The 16,114-nt window shown below is 53.3% G+C and carries 14 protein-coding genes; 7 read left to right on the forward strand and 7 right to left on the reverse strand.

All coding sequences use genetic code 11. The features are described from left to right. The first annotated feature begins 57 nt into the window (after positions 1–57). Positions 58–765, forward strand: a complete 708-nt coding sequence (locus RUA4292_RS14495; RefSeq protein ID WP_058278259.1) for an IS6 family transposase — start codon at positions 58–60, stop codon at positions 763–765. Between the two features lie 80 nt (positions 766–845). Here RUA4292_RS14495 and RUA4292_RS14500 read toward each other — a convergent pair whose 3' ends face one another. From RUA4292_RS14500 to iadA, 4 genes are read right to left on the reverse strand one after another with little or no spacing between them, the layout of a single operon-like run. Next, positions 846–2,582, reverse strand: a complete 1,737-nt coding sequence (locus RUA4292_RS14500; RefSeq protein WP_058278260.1) for a Mur ligase family protein — start codon at positions 2,580–2,582, stop codon at positions 846–848. A 14-nt stretch (positions 2,583–2,596) separates the two neighbouring features. Next, positions 2,597–5,392, reverse strand: coding sequence for a cyanophycin synthetase (gene cphA, locus RUA4292_RS14505; protein ID WP_058278261.1), 2,796 nt, complete (start codon positions 5,390–5,392; stop codon positions 2,597–2,599). A 26-nt stretch (positions 5,393–5,418) separates the two neighbouring features. After that, complete coding sequence (locus RUA4292_RS14510; protein WP_082637122.1) at positions 5,419–6,303, reverse strand: cyanophycinase; 885 nt, start codon at positions 6,301–6,303, stop codon at positions 5,419–5,421. Positions 6,304–6,358: 55 nt separating this feature from the next. Beyond that, positions 6,359–7,480 (reverse strand): beta-aspartyl-peptidase, encoded by a 1,122-nt coding sequence (iadA, locus tag RUA4292_RS14515; protein ID WP_058278262.1) that lies wholly within the window; start codon positions 7,478–7,480, stop codon positions 6,359–6,361. Here iadA and RUA4292_RS14520 point away from each other — a divergent pair. The 3 genes from RUA4292_RS14520 to RUA4292_RS14530 all read left to right on the forward strand — a co-directional run bounded on the left by RUA4292_RS14520 (position 7,479) and on the right by RUA4292_RS14530 (position 10,533). Then, the gene (locus tag RUA4292_RS14520) at positions 7,479–8,186 is read left to right on the forward strand and encodes an IS6 family transposase (RefSeq protein ID WP_058278263.1); all 708 of its coding nucleotides are present in this window, start codon (positions 7,479–7,481) and stop codon (positions 8,184–8,186) included. The two genes, iadA and RUA4292_RS14520, sit on opposite strands and share 2 nt — an antisense overlap. A gap of 76 nt (positions 8,187–8,262) precedes the next feature. Further along, positions 8,263–8,679, forward strand: a complete 417-nt coding sequence (gene terL / locus RUA4292_RS14525) for a phage terminase large subunit (protein ID WP_058278264.1) — start codon at positions 8,263–8,265, stop codon at positions 8,677–8,679. A gap of 270 nt (positions 8,680–8,949) precedes the next feature. Next, positions 8,950–10,533: a hypothetical protein gene (locus tag RUA4292_RS14530; protein WP_058278265.1), complete on the forward strand. Its 1,584-nt coding sequence runs from the start codon at positions 8,950–8,952 to the stop codon at positions 10,531–10,533. 230 nt (positions 10,534–10,763) lie between these two features. Here the strand turns inward: RUA4292_RS14530 and RUA4292_RS14535 are convergent, their stop codons facing one another. The 3 genes from RUA4292_RS14535 to RUA4292_RS14545 all read right to left on the reverse strand — a co-directional run bounded on the left by RUA4292_RS14535 (position 10,764) and on the right by RUA4292_RS14545 (position 13,219). Beyond that, on the reverse strand, positions 10,764–10,994 hold the full coding sequence (locus RUA4292_RS14535) for a hypothetical protein (protein ID WP_058278266.1): 231 nt from the start codon (positions 10,992–10,994) through the stop codon (positions 10,764–10,766). A gap of 57 nt (positions 10,995–11,051) precedes the next feature. Next, entirely contained in the window at positions 11,052–11,522 is a 471-nt protein-coding gene (locus RUA4292_RS14540; RefSeq protein WP_058278267.1) for a hypothetical protein, read from the reverse strand. Between the two features lie 296 nt (positions 11,523–11,818). After that, complete coding sequence (locus tag RUA4292_RS14545; RefSeq protein WP_233493449.1) at positions 11,819–13,219, reverse strand: mechanosensitive ion channel family protein; 1,401 nt, start codon at positions 13,217–13,219, stop codon at positions 11,819–11,821. Positions 13,220–13,743: 524 nt separating this feature from the next. Between RUA4292_RS14545 and RUA4292_RS14550 the strand changes: the two genes are divergently transcribed. The 3 genes from RUA4292_RS14550 to RUA4292_RS14560 all read left to right on the forward strand — a co-directional run bounded on the left by RUA4292_RS14550 (position 13,744) and on the right by RUA4292_RS14560 (position 15,926). Further along, the gene (locus tag RUA4292_RS14550) at positions 13,744–14,625 is read left to right on the forward strand and encodes an adenylate/guanylate cyclase domain-containing protein (protein WP_233493450.1); all 882 of its coding nucleotides are present in this window, start codon (positions 13,744–13,746) and stop codon (positions 14,623–14,625) included. A 153-nt stretch (positions 14,626–14,778) separates the two neighbouring features. Next, complete coding sequence (locus RUA4292_RS14555; protein ID WP_058278270.1) at positions 14,779–15,009, forward strand: hypothetical protein; 231 nt, start codon at positions 14,779–14,781, stop codon at positions 15,007–15,009. Between the two features lie 146 nt (positions 15,010–15,155). Continuing rightward, positions 15,156–15,926 carry a DUF6629 family protein gene (locus tag RUA4292_RS14560; protein ID WP_058272672.1) on the forward strand — a complete coding sequence of 257 codons (771 nt, stop codon included), beginning with the start codon at positions 15,156–15,158 and terminating at the stop codon, positions 15,924–15,926. Positions 15,927–16,114 lie beyond the last annotated feature (188 nt).

Genomic DNA, 16,114 nt, shown 5'->3' on the forward strand with positions numbered 1-16,114 from the left:
GGTCTTGTCAGAAGAACTTTGCTTGAGTGGGGCAGGGTGGTTGCGTAGTTTTTGCCCATGACCAATCCTACCTCTTTCAAGTATTTCAAAACCAGCCCTGAGATCATTCGCCTTGCAGTGATGCTGTACATCCGTTTCCCGCTCTCGCTTCGGAATGTCGAAGATCTGCTGCATGAGCGAGGCATCGACGTGAGCCACGAAACTGTCCGATATTGGTGGAACAGGTTTGGCCCGATATTTGCTGCTGAGATAAGGCGGAAGCGTGTTCAGCAGCTGCGCTCGTTCTCCAAATGGCAGTGGCACGTTGACGAGGTTTTCGTGAAGGTAAATGGTAAGCGGCATTATCTTTGGCGGGCTGTGGATCACGAAGGCGAGGTGCTGGAAGCGGTCGTCACCAAACGCCGAAACAAAGCTGCGGCACTGAAATTCCTCAGGAAATTGATGAAGCGGCACGGCAATGCCGAAAAGATCGTCACCGACCGCTTCGCTTCCTACAAGGCTGCTCTAAGAGAATTGGGTGCTCTCGAAAAACAAAGGACGGGCAGGTGGCTCAACAACCGCGTCGAGAATTCGCACCTGCCGTTTCGAAGACGCGAACGCGCGATGCAGCGTTTCAGGCGCATGCGAAGTTTGCAGAAATTCGCCTCCGTCCATTCCTCTGTCTACAACCACTTCAACCAGGAAAGATCGCTAGCCAGTCGAGGCACCTTCAAGCTGACCCGCGCCGCCGCTCTTAGCGAGTGGCGTCAACTCTGTTCCGGATAGGTTCGCGGTTTCCGCGGCAAACTGAGACTGGTTCGAATTAGTCTGACAGCACCGGTCTGACAGCACCCCCGGCTTTGTATTCACCCGTCAAACATCGCGAGAACGGCATCGCGATCGGACAGAACCAGCAGCAAGGCAATATCACCCGGCTCCAGCAGTTCAAGTATCATAGAAGCGGCTTGTGTAGGCGAAGCAGCTCTGAGTACTTGTTCTGTACCATACCCATGTTCCGACGCTGTCCGTTCGATCAGATCAGAAATTTCTCCTAGTTCGCGACCTCTTAAGTACCCCTCCAGTTCGGTTGCGACGACCACATCAGGTTGGAAGTTCAGCGCTGTCGCAGTTACGTCCCGGATATCCTGATCCGATCTGTCCCCCGCATGGCTGAGCATGATGAAACGCCGTTTTGCCGGCAAGCTAGACAGCGCATCGCAAACGGCGGAAATGGAATGTGGGTTATGTGCGAAATCCACAAAGACCCGTGCTCCATTGTACTCAAACTCGTTGCAACGACCTGGGTTATCTTTGGCGTCTGGCTTGAACCCGGCCAACCCATCCCGCACTGCCTGAACGGGCAAGTCTAGTGCCAGGGCAAGGCACAAGGCCGCCAGCGCGTTCAGGATATTGTATTTCGCAGCGCCGCCCATGGTCAGGGGAACATCGGAAACTGCGATCACTACTTGTTCGGCCGCGCCGTCAAAAAAGACGATATCGTCGTGCCGCACATAGGCGCAACACTTGCCTGCATCGCGAGCCTGCCGGATCAGGCCATTCTGTGCGTCCAGCGAAAACCACCAGATGTTTGCCGAAGTCTTCTCAGCCTCGGTGCGGACATAGGGGTCGTCGGCATTCAGGGCCAGCACACCGCCCTCGGCCAGCGTGCGATGAACGGCAAACTTGGCCTGAGCCAGTTCTGGTACCGTGTTTACACCGTATTGCCCCAGATGGTCATTCGCCACGTTTGTGACCGCGGCTGCCGTGGCCGCGCGGGTCGGCAGTCCCCGACGCAGGATGCCGCCACGTGCGACTTCCAAACAGGCAACTTCCAGTCGTTTGTCGCGCAGCAACATCCGCCCGCCACCGGGGCCGGAGTAATCGCCACGGTCCAGAATATCGTCACCCACCCGCACAAACTCGGTTGAGGTCAGCCCGGCGACCTTGCCGGAAGCGCGCGCGATCGCCTCAAGCAACCGGGTTGTGGTAGTTTTGCCGTTGGTTCCAGTGATGAACGCGACGGGGATATCGTGTAGGGCAGACCAGTCTACTTCATCAGAGGCTGGCAGCGCATCGACCGGCCAGGTTTGACTGCCCGTCCCATGCCCGATCGACACGTCATCATCATCGCAAAGAATATCCACACCACGCGCCTGTGCTGCTGCGATCAGTGCGATCAGCGCGGGGTTGGCTTCTTTCTCCATCACGCCTTTAACATCCGCAACCATCTGATCGAAATCTCCGGGCTCGGATGCCAGCAGGTCAGCGGCACAGAAATGCCAGGCGGTTTGCGCCGCGAAGATCGAGGAATAGAGTTGATCCATTGGCGCCGAGATCGCCAAATTGACGCCACCGGTAAAGATGCGATGGGTCAGATCCTGATCCTGCCAGCTAAGCGCATCCAGCACACGACGCGCGTGGTTCTCCCACAGGGCGGTGACCTGCGTGGCATCAATTTCGGTGAAAAACACGTCCATCACCGCGCCGGGTCGGTCCCAAAGCAGACCCGGTCCGGTCAGACGTCGGGCGTCACCCACCTGAATATGGTCGACGGTCGCGCTTTCGATTGTCAGCGCGGTCTCAAACTCTTCAATCCGGTCCATTCCGGTGCCTCCGCTCAATCTGCGTCTTCGCTGATTTCACGGGCAAGACGAACGCCACGCTCATCCCGGATCAGGTTCTGGTCGCCTTCGAACATGTCTTCGAATGCGGGTTCGGCGGGGCTTGCCACCGGCGCGGCCTCGGGTGCTTCACCATCAGAGTTGAAATAGATGATCTGTTTCCAGCAACGCGTCGTGTCGTCACCAAAGATCACCAGCAGATCGCCCTGTGCAGCCTGCTCCAACGCGGCACTCACCGCTTCAACCTCGTCGGGGATGATCGTGATGGCTGCATCGTCGACGCCGTTGTCGATCAATGACTGACGCATCATCTGCGGCACCTCGTCATGCCCACGCCCGCGACGGCGGTCATCTGCCTTGCAGATGAAATGATCAAAATGTCCAGCCAGCGCGGCGGCGCCATCTACAATGTCCTCATCGCGCCGGTCTCCGGGCATCGCAACAACGCACAGCCTGCGGCCCTTGACCTCCAACTGATCGGCCAGCGCCGCCATCGCCTTCAGTGCGGCTGGATTGTGGCCATAGTCCAGGATCACCTTGAAGGAATGTTCATCATAGACATTCATTCGCCCGGGTGCCTGGAAATAGCTGGTGTCGAAGGTGCGCAGACCGTGACGGATATTGTCCAGGTCTACTCCGAAACTATAGGCCATCGCGGCGGCGAACATGGCATTCTGGACGTTGAAAATCGCTTTGCCTTCCAACGTCGCCGGGATCAGATGTGACCACAGAACCGGGATATGAAGCCCGTTGTCATAGATGGTCAGCATGTCACCATTCATGCCCTTTTCCAGCACGATGGCCTTGCCGCCGGCCTTGATATGTTCCTTGACCAGACTGTGCCCGGGATTGGTAGTGACATAGAATATCTGATCGGCTCCGGCGTAGTCGGCCATTTTCAGACAATTGATGTCATCGGCATTCAGCACCGCCGTATCTGTGGCGCTTTCAACCACCACGCGCTTGACGACGGCCAGTTCCTCGACCGTGTTTATGCCACCAAGACCCAGATGATCTGCCGAGACATTCAGACACGCCGCCACGTTTGAGCGTTGATAGCCCAGACCTGACCGCACAAGCCCGCCACGCGCGGTTTCCATCACCGCGAAATCGACCGCCGGATCGCGCAGGACGATCTGCGCGGATTTGGGCCCTGTCATGTCGCCCTTGACGCTCAGCTTACCGTCGACATAGACGCCGTCTGTCGAGGTCATGCCAACCGTGTTGCCGCTGGTCTTCATGATGTGACCCAGCATCCGTGACGTCGTAGTCTTGCCGTTGGTACCCGTGATCGCCGCAATCGGGATGCGGGTTTCCTCATTGGCGGGGAACAGCATATCAATCACTCTGCCCGCCACGTCGCGCGGCTGACCTTCGGACGGAGCCACGTGCATTCGGAAGCCGGGGGCTGCGTTCACCTCGACGATAGCGCCACCGATATCCTTGTAGGATTTGGTGATGTCGTCGATCAGGAAGTCCACACCCCCCACATCCAGCCCAACCGCCATGATGGCGCGTTCGGCCATGTCACGATTGTCAGGATGTACGACATCCGTCAGGTCAATGGCTGTACCGCCCGTCGACAGATTTGCCGTCGATCGGAGATAGAAAATCTCACCATCCGGTAACACGGTCTCTTCTGTCACGCCCGCATTCTCCATCAGGCGTTTGGCCTGATTGTCGATTTCAAGCATGGTCAGCACTTTTTCATGCCCGATGCCACGGCGCGGGTCCTGGTTCACGATGTCAACCAGTTCGGCAATCGTGTGCGTGCCGTCGCCAACGACATGTCCAGGGACACGTTTGGCCACTGCAACCAGCTTGTTGTTCACAACCAGCATTCGGTGATCGAAACCGGTGATGAAGCTTTCCACCAAAATGGCCCTGCTGCGGGAGTGTTCCTTGGCTTCGGCAAAACCGGCCTCGACCTCTGATTCCGATTTCAGATTGATCGAAACGCCGCGTCCGTGATTGGCGTCGAGCGGCTTGACGACAACAGGAAACCCAATACGCCCCGCCGCTTTCGCTGCCTCGCGGGCCGAGTAAACCATGCGCTGCTGCGGTACCGGCAGGCCCAGATCGTTCAACAGGTTGTGGGTATCTTCCTTGTCGCAGGAAATCTCGACCGAGATATGCTTGGTCTCAGAGGTAATGGTTGCCTGAATGCGTTTCTGATACTTCCCATGCCCGAACTGCACCAGCGAGCCTGAGTTCAGCCTGATCCAGGGGATGTCACGCTCTTGTGCGGCCTTGACCAACGAGCCGGTTGAGGGACCAAATTCCTTGCGCTGCGCCCGCAGCACAAAGCTGCGCAGTTCGTCGTCCCAGTTAAAATCCGGGTCGAAATCATAATCCACCTGATCCTTCAGGGATTTCGGCAGCAGATGCATCAGCAACCGCATCGCCAGCTTACCCGCGGCCAGACCGACGTCGCGCTGCCGGTATTCATAAACCATGTTATACTGGCCAGGTTCACCCGTGCTGCGGGTCCTGCCAAAAGTCACATCCGTGCCGGCTACGTTCTGTACTTCGATAGCGCAATGTTCCAGTACGTGACCCAGCCAGGTGCCTTCATCTTCGCGCAGGCGTCTGATGAAACCGCCGGGTTCGCGATAGGAACACCCATGTTCAACCAGACCGGGAAGTGCCGCGATCAATGCGTCAATATAATCGGAACCAATTTTTGCAGAAGGCCATTCTTCAAGAATACCCAAGTCGATAACGTGGCGAATAACCGGAAAACTTGCCCACACATTCGGGCCGACAAAAACGTTGGTCGAAGTAATTTTCATGAAGGTCCCCGTTGGTTATCTTTTTGTTATCCCCCGCTGGCGACGTCATCCCCAGACAGGTCCGGTAGTGTGCAGAACGCCATATGCTCATCCGGCGGGAATGCCTGGCGAGCCGTCAGATCATAACGGCACCCTTCGCCCAGAACGTCAAGCCGAAGACCCAGAAGGCTCAGCGCCTCGCCGCGGCGGGCATCCCACATTGACGAATGGGTCAGATGACTGGCATCCACCACGCTCACGGTTCCGCTGCCCACGACCTCAAGAACGTTATCTGGCCCAATGAACGCCGCCGTGTCTTCGTCAATTCCCAGTCCGATCAGAAAAGGGTTGAAAGATGAGGCCGTTAGCAAGCGCCCCAAGCGGTTACGCTGTGTAAAATGCTGGTCAATAATGACCGCGTTGGTCAACCCCATGCCCGGGGCCAGAGTGATGTTGCCTTCCGCCGGCGCGGAATTGCTGCTTCCGCCTGCAACCATGTGCTCGGACATGATCGAGGCCCCGGCAGAGGTTCCCGCAACCGGTACCCCCGCCGCATTCCGACGCCGGATTTTCTGAGCGACAAGCGTACCACCCAGAATCGCCGACAAGCGAAGCTGGTTCCCGCCAGTCATGAATATCCCGGTGGCGCGATCCAGCATCTCGGCATATTCGGGATTGTCGCAATCGGCTCGGCGCGAGATCGGCAGAAACTCGACTTGACCGGCCCCGAGTTCGGAGAAAATACGGTGATAATCCGGCCCGGTTTCCTCCAACATCGAGGCCGTCGGGATTACGACGATATCGGCATCCGCACCGCCGGACAGTTCCACGAATTTGCGGTGAATCTGCATTTCCTTGACACGGTCTTCGCCGCCGCCAATCGGAATGATGAACCCACGCGGGGTCTCTGCATCAATGGGTGCAGGGCACATATCTTAAATACCTTCCGGTGTTATAGCGGGCAGCCACCGGGGACCGCGCGGACGCTCAAACCTTTTCATACATGCCGCGCCGGACTATCTGGCCATCGCGGACATGCCATTCCCCCCGGGCCATCACATGCCGCACACCCGTGTTTTCGTCAAGAACCACCAAATCAGCGTCCATGCCCACCTTTAAGCGACCTTTCTGATTTAACTTCAGCAGATCGGCGACATTCGAGGTCAACGGAGCCAGCGCCTCGGACAGGGGTACTCCGCTATCGGTAAGGTCGCGCAGCGTTTCGGGCAGAGTGTCCGATAATCCCACACCGAACCGTGTCAAATTGCCTTCTCGGTCAAAGGCCGGCAGGCAACCGCCACCGTCAGAGCTGATCGTAAACCGGTCCGCGCGACCACCCAAATCGCGAAATTGGACATAGGCCTCGGCGGCCGAAATGCCGGGCTCGATATGTTCACAGGGGAATGCGGTCGCGTCGATGTAACATCCGTGCCGCGCCAGTGCGACGGCCTGTTCAAAGAGCGGTTTGTTGCGATTGATATGGGTTGGATTGAAGACGCGCGCGGGGATCTCACAGGTCGCGATAGCCTGTTCCAACATCGAGAGACCCCGCTCGCCGTCTCCCATATGGCAATGCACAATGCCGGCTTTCCCAGTCATTAGGCCAGCAACATGCGCCTCGCTTGCGATCCGCAGAAACTCGTCCAAAGTGGGTTGGCTCGACCGGTGATCACTGATCGCCAGTTCACCAACGCCGATAACCGGATCAAGGAAAACGATATCACTACGGGCTGAACTGGTGAGCGTGGCCAGAGGGATGTGATAGCCACCGGTGTGACACCAGGCTGAAAGCCCCTCGGCCCGCAGCCCATAGGCCTGTTGTACCAGCGTCTGCGTGTTGCGGGTCAGATCGTCGGTGCCCAACACCCCAACGACCGAGGTGACACCTGCACGGGTGAAAGACGACAGAACCATCGGCGGCACCCGACTGGCTGGTCCGGTTTCACCACCACCACCGTTGATATGCGCATGCCCATCAATAAAACCCGGAACAACCGCTGCACCGTCGACGTCAATGATCTCGGCCTGAAGTTGATCGGGCAATTCGGGCGGTCTTGTCAGAAGAACTTTGCTTGAGCGGTGCAGGGCGGTTGCGTAGATTTTGCACATGACCAAACCTACCTCTTTCAAATACTTTAAGACCAGTCCCGAGATCATCCGCCTCGCTGTGATGTTGTACATCCGTTTCCCGCTCTCGCTTCGGAATGTAGAAGATCTGCTTCATGAGCGAGGCATCGATGTGAGCCACGAAACTGTCCGATACTGGTGGAACAGGTTCGGCCCGATGTTTGCATCAGAGATCCGAAGAAAACGGGTTCAGCAACTCCAAGCCTTTTCAAGGTGGAAGTGGCACCTTGACGAGGTTTTCGTGAAAGTGAACGGCAAACGCCACTATCTCTGGCGTGCCGTCGATCACGAAGGTGAAGTGCTTGAGGCCGTTGTCACCAAACGCCGAAACAAAGCTGCAGCACTGAAATTCCTCAAGAAATTGATGAAGCGCCACGGTAAAGCGGAAACCGTCGTCACGGATCGCTTTGCCTCATACAGAGCCGCGCTCAGAGAACTGGGCGCGCTTGAAAAACAACAGACGGGCAGGTGGCTCAACAACCGCGTCGAGAATTCGCACCTGCCGTTTCGACGACGCGAACGCGCGATGCAGCGTTTCAGGCGCATGCGAAGTTTACAGAAATTCGCCTCCGTCCATTCCACCGTCTACAATCACTTCAATCAGGAACGATCGCTCACCAGCCGAGACACCTTCAAGCTGACCCGCGCCGCCGCTCTTAGCGAGTGGCGTCAACTTTGTTCCGGATAGGTTCGCGGTTTCCGTGGCAAACTGAGACTGGTTCGAATTCGTCTGACAGCACCTTCTCGACGTCTGGCGCGGGCAGGTGGACTACCCAGACCTGAAAGCCAAGGCACTGCAGCTTGTCCGCGATTGGGATCCGGATCGAGTTCTGATCGAGGATGCCGCTTCTGGCAAACCGCTTCTGGACGAATTGTTTCGTGATGACCGCCGGCGCTATGACCGCATTAGACCTGACAAGGACAAGGAAACCCGGTTCCAGTCCGCGTGCGGTCCTGTCGAAGAGGGCAAGGTGTACCTGCCTGCAGACGCGCCCTGGCTGGCGACGTTCAAACGCGAATTGCAGTCCTTTCCACGCGGTCGCAATGACGATCAGGTCGACAGCTTTGCCCACTTTGTGAACTGGTCCAAGGGACTGGGATTCTACCGGGCATTGGGTCGCGATCACCAGATCAACATCGAACGTCGGGAGCGTAATCGAGAGAGGGTCAGGCGACGGTAGAACCTCAGAATCAAGCTTGAAAACTCGTCGAATAGTGCCGGGAAGGCTGATGTCGGACCAATCCTGCATGCGGCCCCAATGACCGCTTGCATCCGCAAAACAGTCCCTTGACTAAAGCTGTCGGATGACTGCTTCGAGCCCAAAGTGGACGTCAGGTTGTTTGTAACGGTTTTTTCGCAGCGCATCATTTATTTGAATCCGAAGAGACCACTCTCAGCGGTGACCGTCACATCCCCAAGATGATGTCTCCTTTGCCGCAATATCCAGGTTATGCTAGTTAGTCTGTATGGCGCAGTTGATCCTGAGGTGTATTTTTTGGCCTTCAAAGTGACAAGAGAAGAGATCTTGGAAGAGCTGGAACGTATTGTTGGCTCAAAAGACTTCGCCGCCAGCAAACGCACCCGAATGTTTTTTGAGCACCTCGTCAAAAGTGAAATTGACGGAAAGGGTGAAGAACTTCATGGTACTGCGTTGGCAATGGATGTGTTTGGAAGGGGTGTTGACTTCGATCCCAACACAGACCCCGTAGTAAGAACTGAAGCAGTAAAACTGCGAAAGGCGTTGAGTTACTATTACTTAACATCAGGTGGAGAAGACAGGGTAGAGATATCAGTTCCCAAGGGTCGGTATCGCCCGACGTTTCGTTTTCGAGAATTGGAAACTACAAATGCGACTTTGACTGATTTGCAACTGCTCAGGTTGCCCACGCTCGGCATCAGATCGTTCTCAGGTTCAGACACCGAGCGCGCAATTTTTTTTCGAAATGGTTTGCCGGAAGAAATTGCATTAGAACTTGCCCGCTTTGGTCACATTCGGGTACTGACAGGTTTTCGGGCAGAAAACTCAAAAGTTGGAGGCCAAGAAGACTGCAAATCGCTTGAGAGTTGCGACTATATTTTGGGAGGGACGGTGCGCGAAGATGGCGAATGCCTGCGAGTAATTGTTCAGTTAAAGCGTAGAGAAACAGGGGCCTTGCTATGGTCGGAGCGAAAAGACATCTATCTGAGCCACGCCAACGTTTTCAAAACACAAGAAGACATCGCAAAGCACTGCGCCATCTACATTGCGGATGCGTACGGGTTTGTCGCGACAGACATTGAGAGGAATGTCCAAACGCGGCCTGCCTCGGACTCTAATGTTTACCAGGCTTTGTTGGCCTTTCATTCGCATCTACGCACAAACAGAGTGAGTAGTTTGTCTCAAATGATGGAGCTTTGTAAACTTGCTGTTGCCAATAACCCAACCAGTGGACTTGCGCATGCGCTTTTAGCGTTTGGACACGTCGAAGAAGTATCCGTTGGTCAACAAAGACTGAAATCGGTTATTGAAGACGGACGTACCCACGCGGAGAAAGCCTTGGCGCTTGAGCCACAATGTCAGGAAGCTCTTGTGGCTGCAGCCATATATGCCCAACTGGATGGAGACGAACCAAGGTTTTTGCAACTAGTTGATGCTGGGATACGGGCTAATACAAATGGTAACCTTCTGCTCGCTGTAGCTGGAGGATGGATTGCATTGGCCGGCGACCCTAAGAAAGGCATAGAGTTGGTGCGGAAAGCGACAGATGCGAACCCCGTTTTGCCGACGTGGACCAAAATTACGCTTTGCCTAAAAGATGTTGAAAGTGGCGATTACAAGGCCGCATCCGAAAAATTGCGCCAATTAGATGTGCGTCACAGTGTAAGTGATCGGTTGATTGTTTCTGCGGTGCATAGCCTCGCAGGCGAAACAGAGCGAGCTAGGGCACAATTGCCTCAGCTTAACGGCGACTTTACGATTGAAGAGTACCTTAATGATCTACCTTACGCACCCCGCGTTATTGAAATGATCCGCACCGGGTTGAAACTCTTGTGATCCAACACAACGCTGGCAGAGCATGAAGCAAGCTAGAAAGGTTTCTGCGCATTCAATCATCTCGTGATCACGGCGGTCTCACTGCAATTTCATCTGAGTTTTTAGCAGAACAGCGCCGCAAGATTCAGCCAATACCGATTAGAGATGTGACTGACAGCTCTGGTGCTTGACTGAAAATTGCGGCGGTCAACTCTTGGCAAGTTTTTTGACTACTCCTGAAGAAATGCTTTTCAAGGCTCGATAGATTCTTGAGCATGTAATGAAATGGCATAAAGCTCAGCTGCATTAGAATAAAAGAAGAATTCCTGATGCGCGCAGGAGAACCGCCCATTCATCTGAAAGTTTTGGTAAATATGACGATGGAGGTCGCTAAGCTCCTCTGTTTCTTCATAGAATTCAATCAAGTCGTCGGGCTTTATCGACAGTACAAGATCCCAAGCCTTTGAATCAGCATTGTTCATTTGTTCCTCCTTTCAATTTGATTGCGATAGATTGCTTGAGTCACCGTGTTCCTTTCTTCATGGCGACCCGGTTGGGGCGGCAAGCGACGCCATGGCGGCTTGCTGGTTTAGTACGATAGGTCTTTTCCCGATACCAATCATTATGGATTGCTCGCTTTTCACCTGATGGACGGCGTCAATAAGTAACGAGTGTTCAGCGCTGCTGGCTGCAATCAAAAAGTTAGTGACTTCAGGCATGACGTAGTTCCAAGTTGGGCAAGCCAGAGCAAACTGAGCAAAGAAGTTTGCCGTGAACTTAAACAACCGCTCTGCACTCGTCGCGTTGGATTCTCGTGCTGCCCAGAGTAAGGTTTCCCACAGCCCATTTTCGAAGGCGATTTGAGCCCTATGAGAATTATGCAGGTCAATTTGTACTTGGTGCTTTCTAGCAAGTAAAAGCTCAGACGTACGTAAGACCAAATTGTGCGCCGAAGCAGTAGTGGCTGGGTATTGGTCTCGAAGGGTAATTAGCAGATCAAATTGTGACATTTCGTCTCTCCACTTTTTGTGTTCACAAAACCAAAATGCGAAGATTTTCCCGACTTGGGAGGAGTTCTACAGTAGTGAAACTGTAGTCGGAGGAGCTGTTTAGCATCGCAAATAAAAGGTAGTTTCTTGGAGCCGTCTGAGCCAAGGCTTGCTTATCAGACCGACCGGGCGACGCCTCGTGATTCTCCTCGCCAATTTCTCATAACGAGGGTGGCAACATACTATTCCGTCGGGAGATTAATCTTTCAGAGTGGCGAAAACAGAGGGCTTTAAACGTTAGAGCACAACACAACGAGCTAACTTGGCCAGACCTCAGATGAAGCTGACTTTTTGGTGTGTACATGCACATCCATTTGCGGAAACGCTATAGATATACCTTCATTCTGTAAGCGGGTCTTTCCGATTTCCGTGAGGTCCCACATCACATCCCAGTAGTCGTCGGTGCGCACCCAGGGCCGACAATAAACGTTCACGGACGAGGGACCCAGTTCGCCGACAAATATCCGCGTTTCCGGGCTTCTCAGGCATCGTTTGTCTGCCCCTACCATCTCAGCGAGCGTCGCTTTGGCGCGCTCAATGTCGTCTGTATATCCAATCCCGAAAACAAGATCGACACGCCGCACTCTGTACTTAGTAAGGTTCTCCATGGATCCTTGCCAGATGGATTGGTTTGGGATCTGCACCAAACGATTGTCGAAAGTCCTGAGCTTTGTTGAAATCACGTTTACGTCAACCACTGTCCCAATCGTATGATTTATAGATACAGTATCGCCCTTTGAGTAAGGGTTTGTTGCTTGAAGCAGAAGACCGCCTATAACACTTTGAAAAAAGTTCTGAAGCATGAACACCACAAGGAACCCAAGCCCGCCGAAAATCGCTGTTGTGATGCCAAGATTTACATCAAGCCCCCACAGGGCGACAAAAAAACCAAGAACAAGAATACTCCAGCGAATGACGTTCGGTATTACCACTGCCGCGATTTCATTTTCATTTCTGCGGCGGTGAAGCCGTCTGCTCGAAATTCTTTTCAGAACCCCACCGAGAAGAAATGCAACGGTTAAAACCATTATGGCTTGGAAAACTCCGCTTAGTGCCCTAAAACCACCCCTGCCTGACAAAACCCAGTCCTTTGAAAGCTGAGCAATCACTGACCATTGATAAGAAAGCAAAAGCTCAGTCACAAAACCTCTGATAAACCCCTGGTGCTTCTCCAATTCCTCTTTAGAACCGCCTTTACGCTCCAGAGCATTGACCGTTATGAGGTAGTTCTGAAAGTCACCGATGTTTTGGCGGTTTATGGTCTTTATTTGATTGACGAGCTCAGGAGCTTGATGATCCACTGCAGTTTCCAACTGCGTCAAGCCTTCGGCAATTTTCGAGAGGTTGGTCTGGACTCTGCGCTGCCAAATATCTGCTATATTCGTAAGATCTGCTGCTCCTAAAGCAACGACATGCCGAGACAGGACGTCTTCGTCTACGTTTGCCTCGCTCGCAATAGCAATTGAGTTTCGATATGGATCCGAGTGAGGAAGTTGCTGCGCCTTAGCACCGCCAAAAAATAACGAAACGAGCAACACAGCCGTAAATGCAGCGATGCTAGTTGAAACTGAGGTTGTTTTGGCATTCTTCAAATTGAACTGCCCCATACATTTACCCGCATTTATTTCATAGTAAGTCTGGCGCTTCTTTACCGTCATACTACCACAATCACACCTCGACTTTACATCCATCCAATTTACACAATAGCTATCCGGAACATCAGAAAATTCCCTCTTGCGCCGTGCCAATAAAAGGACTTTTGGACCGACACCGCGCCCGGCGGCATTGTCCGCGACTCGGACGTAAGTCCTGTTCAAATCAAGGTCCGGTTCCCGCTTAAGCGGTCAGCGGGAGGTCAAAGCAGACAAGCCGCGTGCCGACAGGTATTGAGCGTCCCGTTTCAGCCGCTTTGTGGACATCCGACAAAAGTGCTCAGATGACCGCGTTGAGCCCAATGCAGACGAAGCATACCATCGCATTTATCGCAAATCCGATAGTCTGTGCTAATCTTGACGTGAGCGTGAAAAAAGAGGCGCAATCCTGGAGGTTTCGTTTTGGGAAAAAAGAAACTCGTGATGGCAAATGACTGGCAGGACCAGCCGCGATGACGCGGCCGTCTACTGAACTGCTTGCCGTTTCGCGCCGCTGGATCGACGCAATCCAGCACAAACGAAAAAACCAGATGCGGAACCTTTTGTCCGAACACCAATACTTGCGCTTCGTCGGTACAGGTGACGGCGAACTGTGGGCGGGTGACGCGGTGCGCGAGGGGATTGGAGAGTTTTTTGGCGTAATCCCGAGATTCCTTAAACACGAAGAAACTTTTGCCGAAGCCTTTGAGAATGGTGACTCCGGATGGGCGTGCCTCGCTCATGACATTGTTTTTGCCGATCAGCCCGACAGGACATTTCATGTGAGGAACACCCTAATCTTCGCGCTCGAAGAGGGCGTTTGGAAAATCGTGCAGCGCCATGGCTCGGTTCCAATCCCGAATATCGATTTCACGGGGATCGAACAAAATGCCATCGCCGACCTTGTCGCAGCTGCTCGGAAGGGTTTCTCACTGGATCAACGAGACGGTTTTGCCTCGATAATGTTCTCCGACATCGTCAATTCTTCGCGCCTTGCTTCAATGATTGGCGACCGTCTGTGGTCCTCTGAGGTGGCACGGCATTTTGACATGCTTCGCAAAATCATCGAAGACGCAGGTGGTCAATTTGTGAAGTCGCTGGGCGACGGAACAATGTCGAGCTTTCCGGAACCTGCTCATGCGTTGCGCGCCGCGCAGGCGATCCTGCAGGCAACTGTGCAATCCGACGGACCTGTTATCGCCCTGCGCATTGGTATTCATACCGGCAACATCATCCAGACGAGCGATGATTTCTTTGGGTCCGTTGTCAACAAAGCCGCCCGGATTACCGCCCTTGCTGCCCCGGGCGAAATCCAGGTATCTGATGCAACGCGCAAAATGGTCGGCGAAACGCATGATTACCGCTTCGCCAACGCGACTTCGGTGGAGTTGCAAGGGTTTGAGGGCGAGCACCTCATTCACCGGCTCGGCTAAAGTAATGAGTTGGGAACGGTCTGAACATTTTGCGTTTTCCGACGGTAACTCTGTCCCGCAGAGAGCGCAGTCCTGAGTGAAAAAAAGATTGCTGAAATCTAATTCCAGTTTTTGTATTTTCGTTGCGTCGACGATTCGAGCCGGAGTGATGCGATGGACATTCCTTCTTTTGTTTCTTCTGACTTATCCCAAAGTGTTTCGGTTGATGGATCACGTTTTGAAATCTGTATTCACCGTACTTCAGGACAAGAGTATTGGACACTTGAAGTAATCAACTATAAGGGCAAGTCATTTGTTTGGGATGACCCTTTTGGGACTGAAAAAGCTGCGTTGAATGCTGCGCTGGTCGCCTTTGAGAAATTGGGAGCTGCGGGGTTCATATAGTCTTAGTCCAAGCCATCACCCACATAGTACGCTGGGCCGCAAACGCAAATCCGGCAGCAATGGCACCAGTAGAGATCGACAGGAGCGTATGACTGCTCCGAGCCCAGAGCAGAATTCCAACAACTGGGGATGGCTGTCTTCGTTTCATGACAAAGGGATACAGTGCGAAAATAGGTTTTTTGGTTCGATTGGCCCTAGTATTACTGAGGACAAGAGGTGTCGTAGTAATGTGTTTTTCATCTCAAGCGAGCTTTATAGCCGGTGCAGCGCTCGTTACCTGTAGTGGTCTTACAATCCGATTGGCTCTGCAAAAGGGGTGCCGTTACCTTCCGTTGGCAAGTTTCCCACTTTTCTTTGGTGTTCAACAGTTTTCCGAAGGCTTTCTGTGGGTATCCATTAGTAATTCTGGGACCAGCGGTTCGTTAGAAGCTGCGTTGATATTTCTATTTTTTGCTTATTTTTTTTGGCCGTTTTGGGTGCCTTTGTCAGTATCTCTGATTGAATTGGAGCGACGACGCAAGCTGATCTTCCAAGGAATTTGTGGAATAGGGTTCAGTCTCGGAGCCTTGCTATACCTGCCCGTTTTCGTATCGCCAGAAAGCCTCGAAATTAAACTCGTTAAACACTCAATTCAGTATGAAAACGCCCAGATGTTTCCAACTGAAGCCACCAAGTACATTGCGCGCCTCATATACTCCTTAGTTATCTGCATCCCGCTTATTGGGTCGAGCGACAAAAGATTGCGAAGGTTTGGTTATCTCATTGTTATTTCCGTTGCTTTTGGATTTTTCTTTGCGGCTCACGCTTTCACATCGATCTGGTGTTTCATCGCGGCGGTTTTGTCCGCCTACATTTATTTTGTATTGCACAATCTCACTTCAGAAACTCGTGGCCTGGTCGACTCCGCAAAAAGTTAATTGTTTTGGCTAGTCAATGATTTGGGAACGCACATTTGCTAGGTAACTGACCGCACTGCAACATTGCGATCACTTGACTGCGCTGAGCCCGATCCTGACATGCAATACCAGGCCGATTGCCCTACTCAGATCCCAAAAATACGGTCACTTCGACTTCATTTCAGTTCATCGGCGGCATTGCCGCTTCT

The sequence above is a fragment of the Ruegeria atlantica genome (assembly GCF_001458195.1).
GTDB lineage: Bacteria > Pseudomonadota > Alphaproteobacteria > Rhodobacterales > Rhodobacteraceae > Ruegeria > Ruegeria atlantica.

What these genes read in the sequence shown, in the direction of transcription:
- RUA4292_RS14495 (WP_058278259.1), top strand. Translation starts at nt 58, where the DNA reads ATGACCAATCCTACCTCTTTCAAGTATTTCAAAACCAGCCCTGAGATC.
- RUA4292_RS14500 (WP_058278260.1), bottom strand. Translation starts at nt 2,582, where the DNA reads ATGGACCGGATTGAAGAGTTTGAGACCGCGCTGACAATCGAAAGCGCG.
- cphA (WP_058278261.1), bottom strand. Translation starts at nt 5,392, where the DNA reads ATGAAAATTACTTCGACCAACGTTTTTGTCGGCCCGAATGTGTGGGCA.
- RUA4292_RS14510 (WP_082637122.1), bottom strand. Translation starts at nt 6,303, where the DNA reads ATGTGCCCTGCACCCATTGATGCAGAGACCCCGCGTGGGTTCATCATT.
- RUA4292_RS14520 (WP_058278263.1), top strand. Translation starts at nt 7,479, where the DNA reads ATGACCAAACCTACCTCTTTCAAATACTTTAAGACCAGTCCCGAGATC.
- iadA (WP_058278262.1), bottom strand. Translation starts at nt 7,480, where the DNA reads ATGTGCAAAATCTACGCAACCGCCCTGCACCGCTCAAGCAAAGTTCTT.
- RUA4292_RS14530 (WP_058278265.1), top strand. Translation starts at nt 8,950, where the DNA reads ATGCTAGTTAGTCTGTATGGCGCAGTTGATCCTGAGGTGTATTTTTTG.
- RUA4292_RS14535 (WP_058278266.1), bottom strand. Translation starts at nt 10,994, where the DNA reads ATGAACAATGCTGATTCAAAGGCTTGGGATCTTGTACTGTCGATAAAG.
- RUA4292_RS14540 (WP_058278267.1), bottom strand. Translation starts at nt 11,522, where the DNA reads ATGTCACAATTTGATCTGCTAATTACCCTTCGAGACCAATACCCAGCC.
- RUA4292_RS14545 (WP_233493449.1), bottom strand. Translation starts at nt 13,219, where the DNA reads ATGACGGTAAAGAAGCGCCAGACTTACTATGAAATAAATGCGGGTAAA.
- RUA4292_RS14550 (WP_233493450.1), top strand. Translation starts at nt 13,744, where the DNA reads ATGCGGAACCTTTTGTCCGAACACCAATACTTGCGCTTCGTCGGTACA.
- RUA4292_RS14555 (WP_058278270.1), top strand. Translation starts at nt 14,779, where the DNA reads ATGGACATTCCTTCTTTTGTTTCTTCTGACTTATCCCAAAGTGTTTCG.
- RUA4292_RS14560 (WP_058272672.1), top strand. Translation starts at nt 15,156, where the DNA reads ATGACAAAGGGATACAGTGCGAAAATAGGTTTTTTGGTTCGATTGGCC.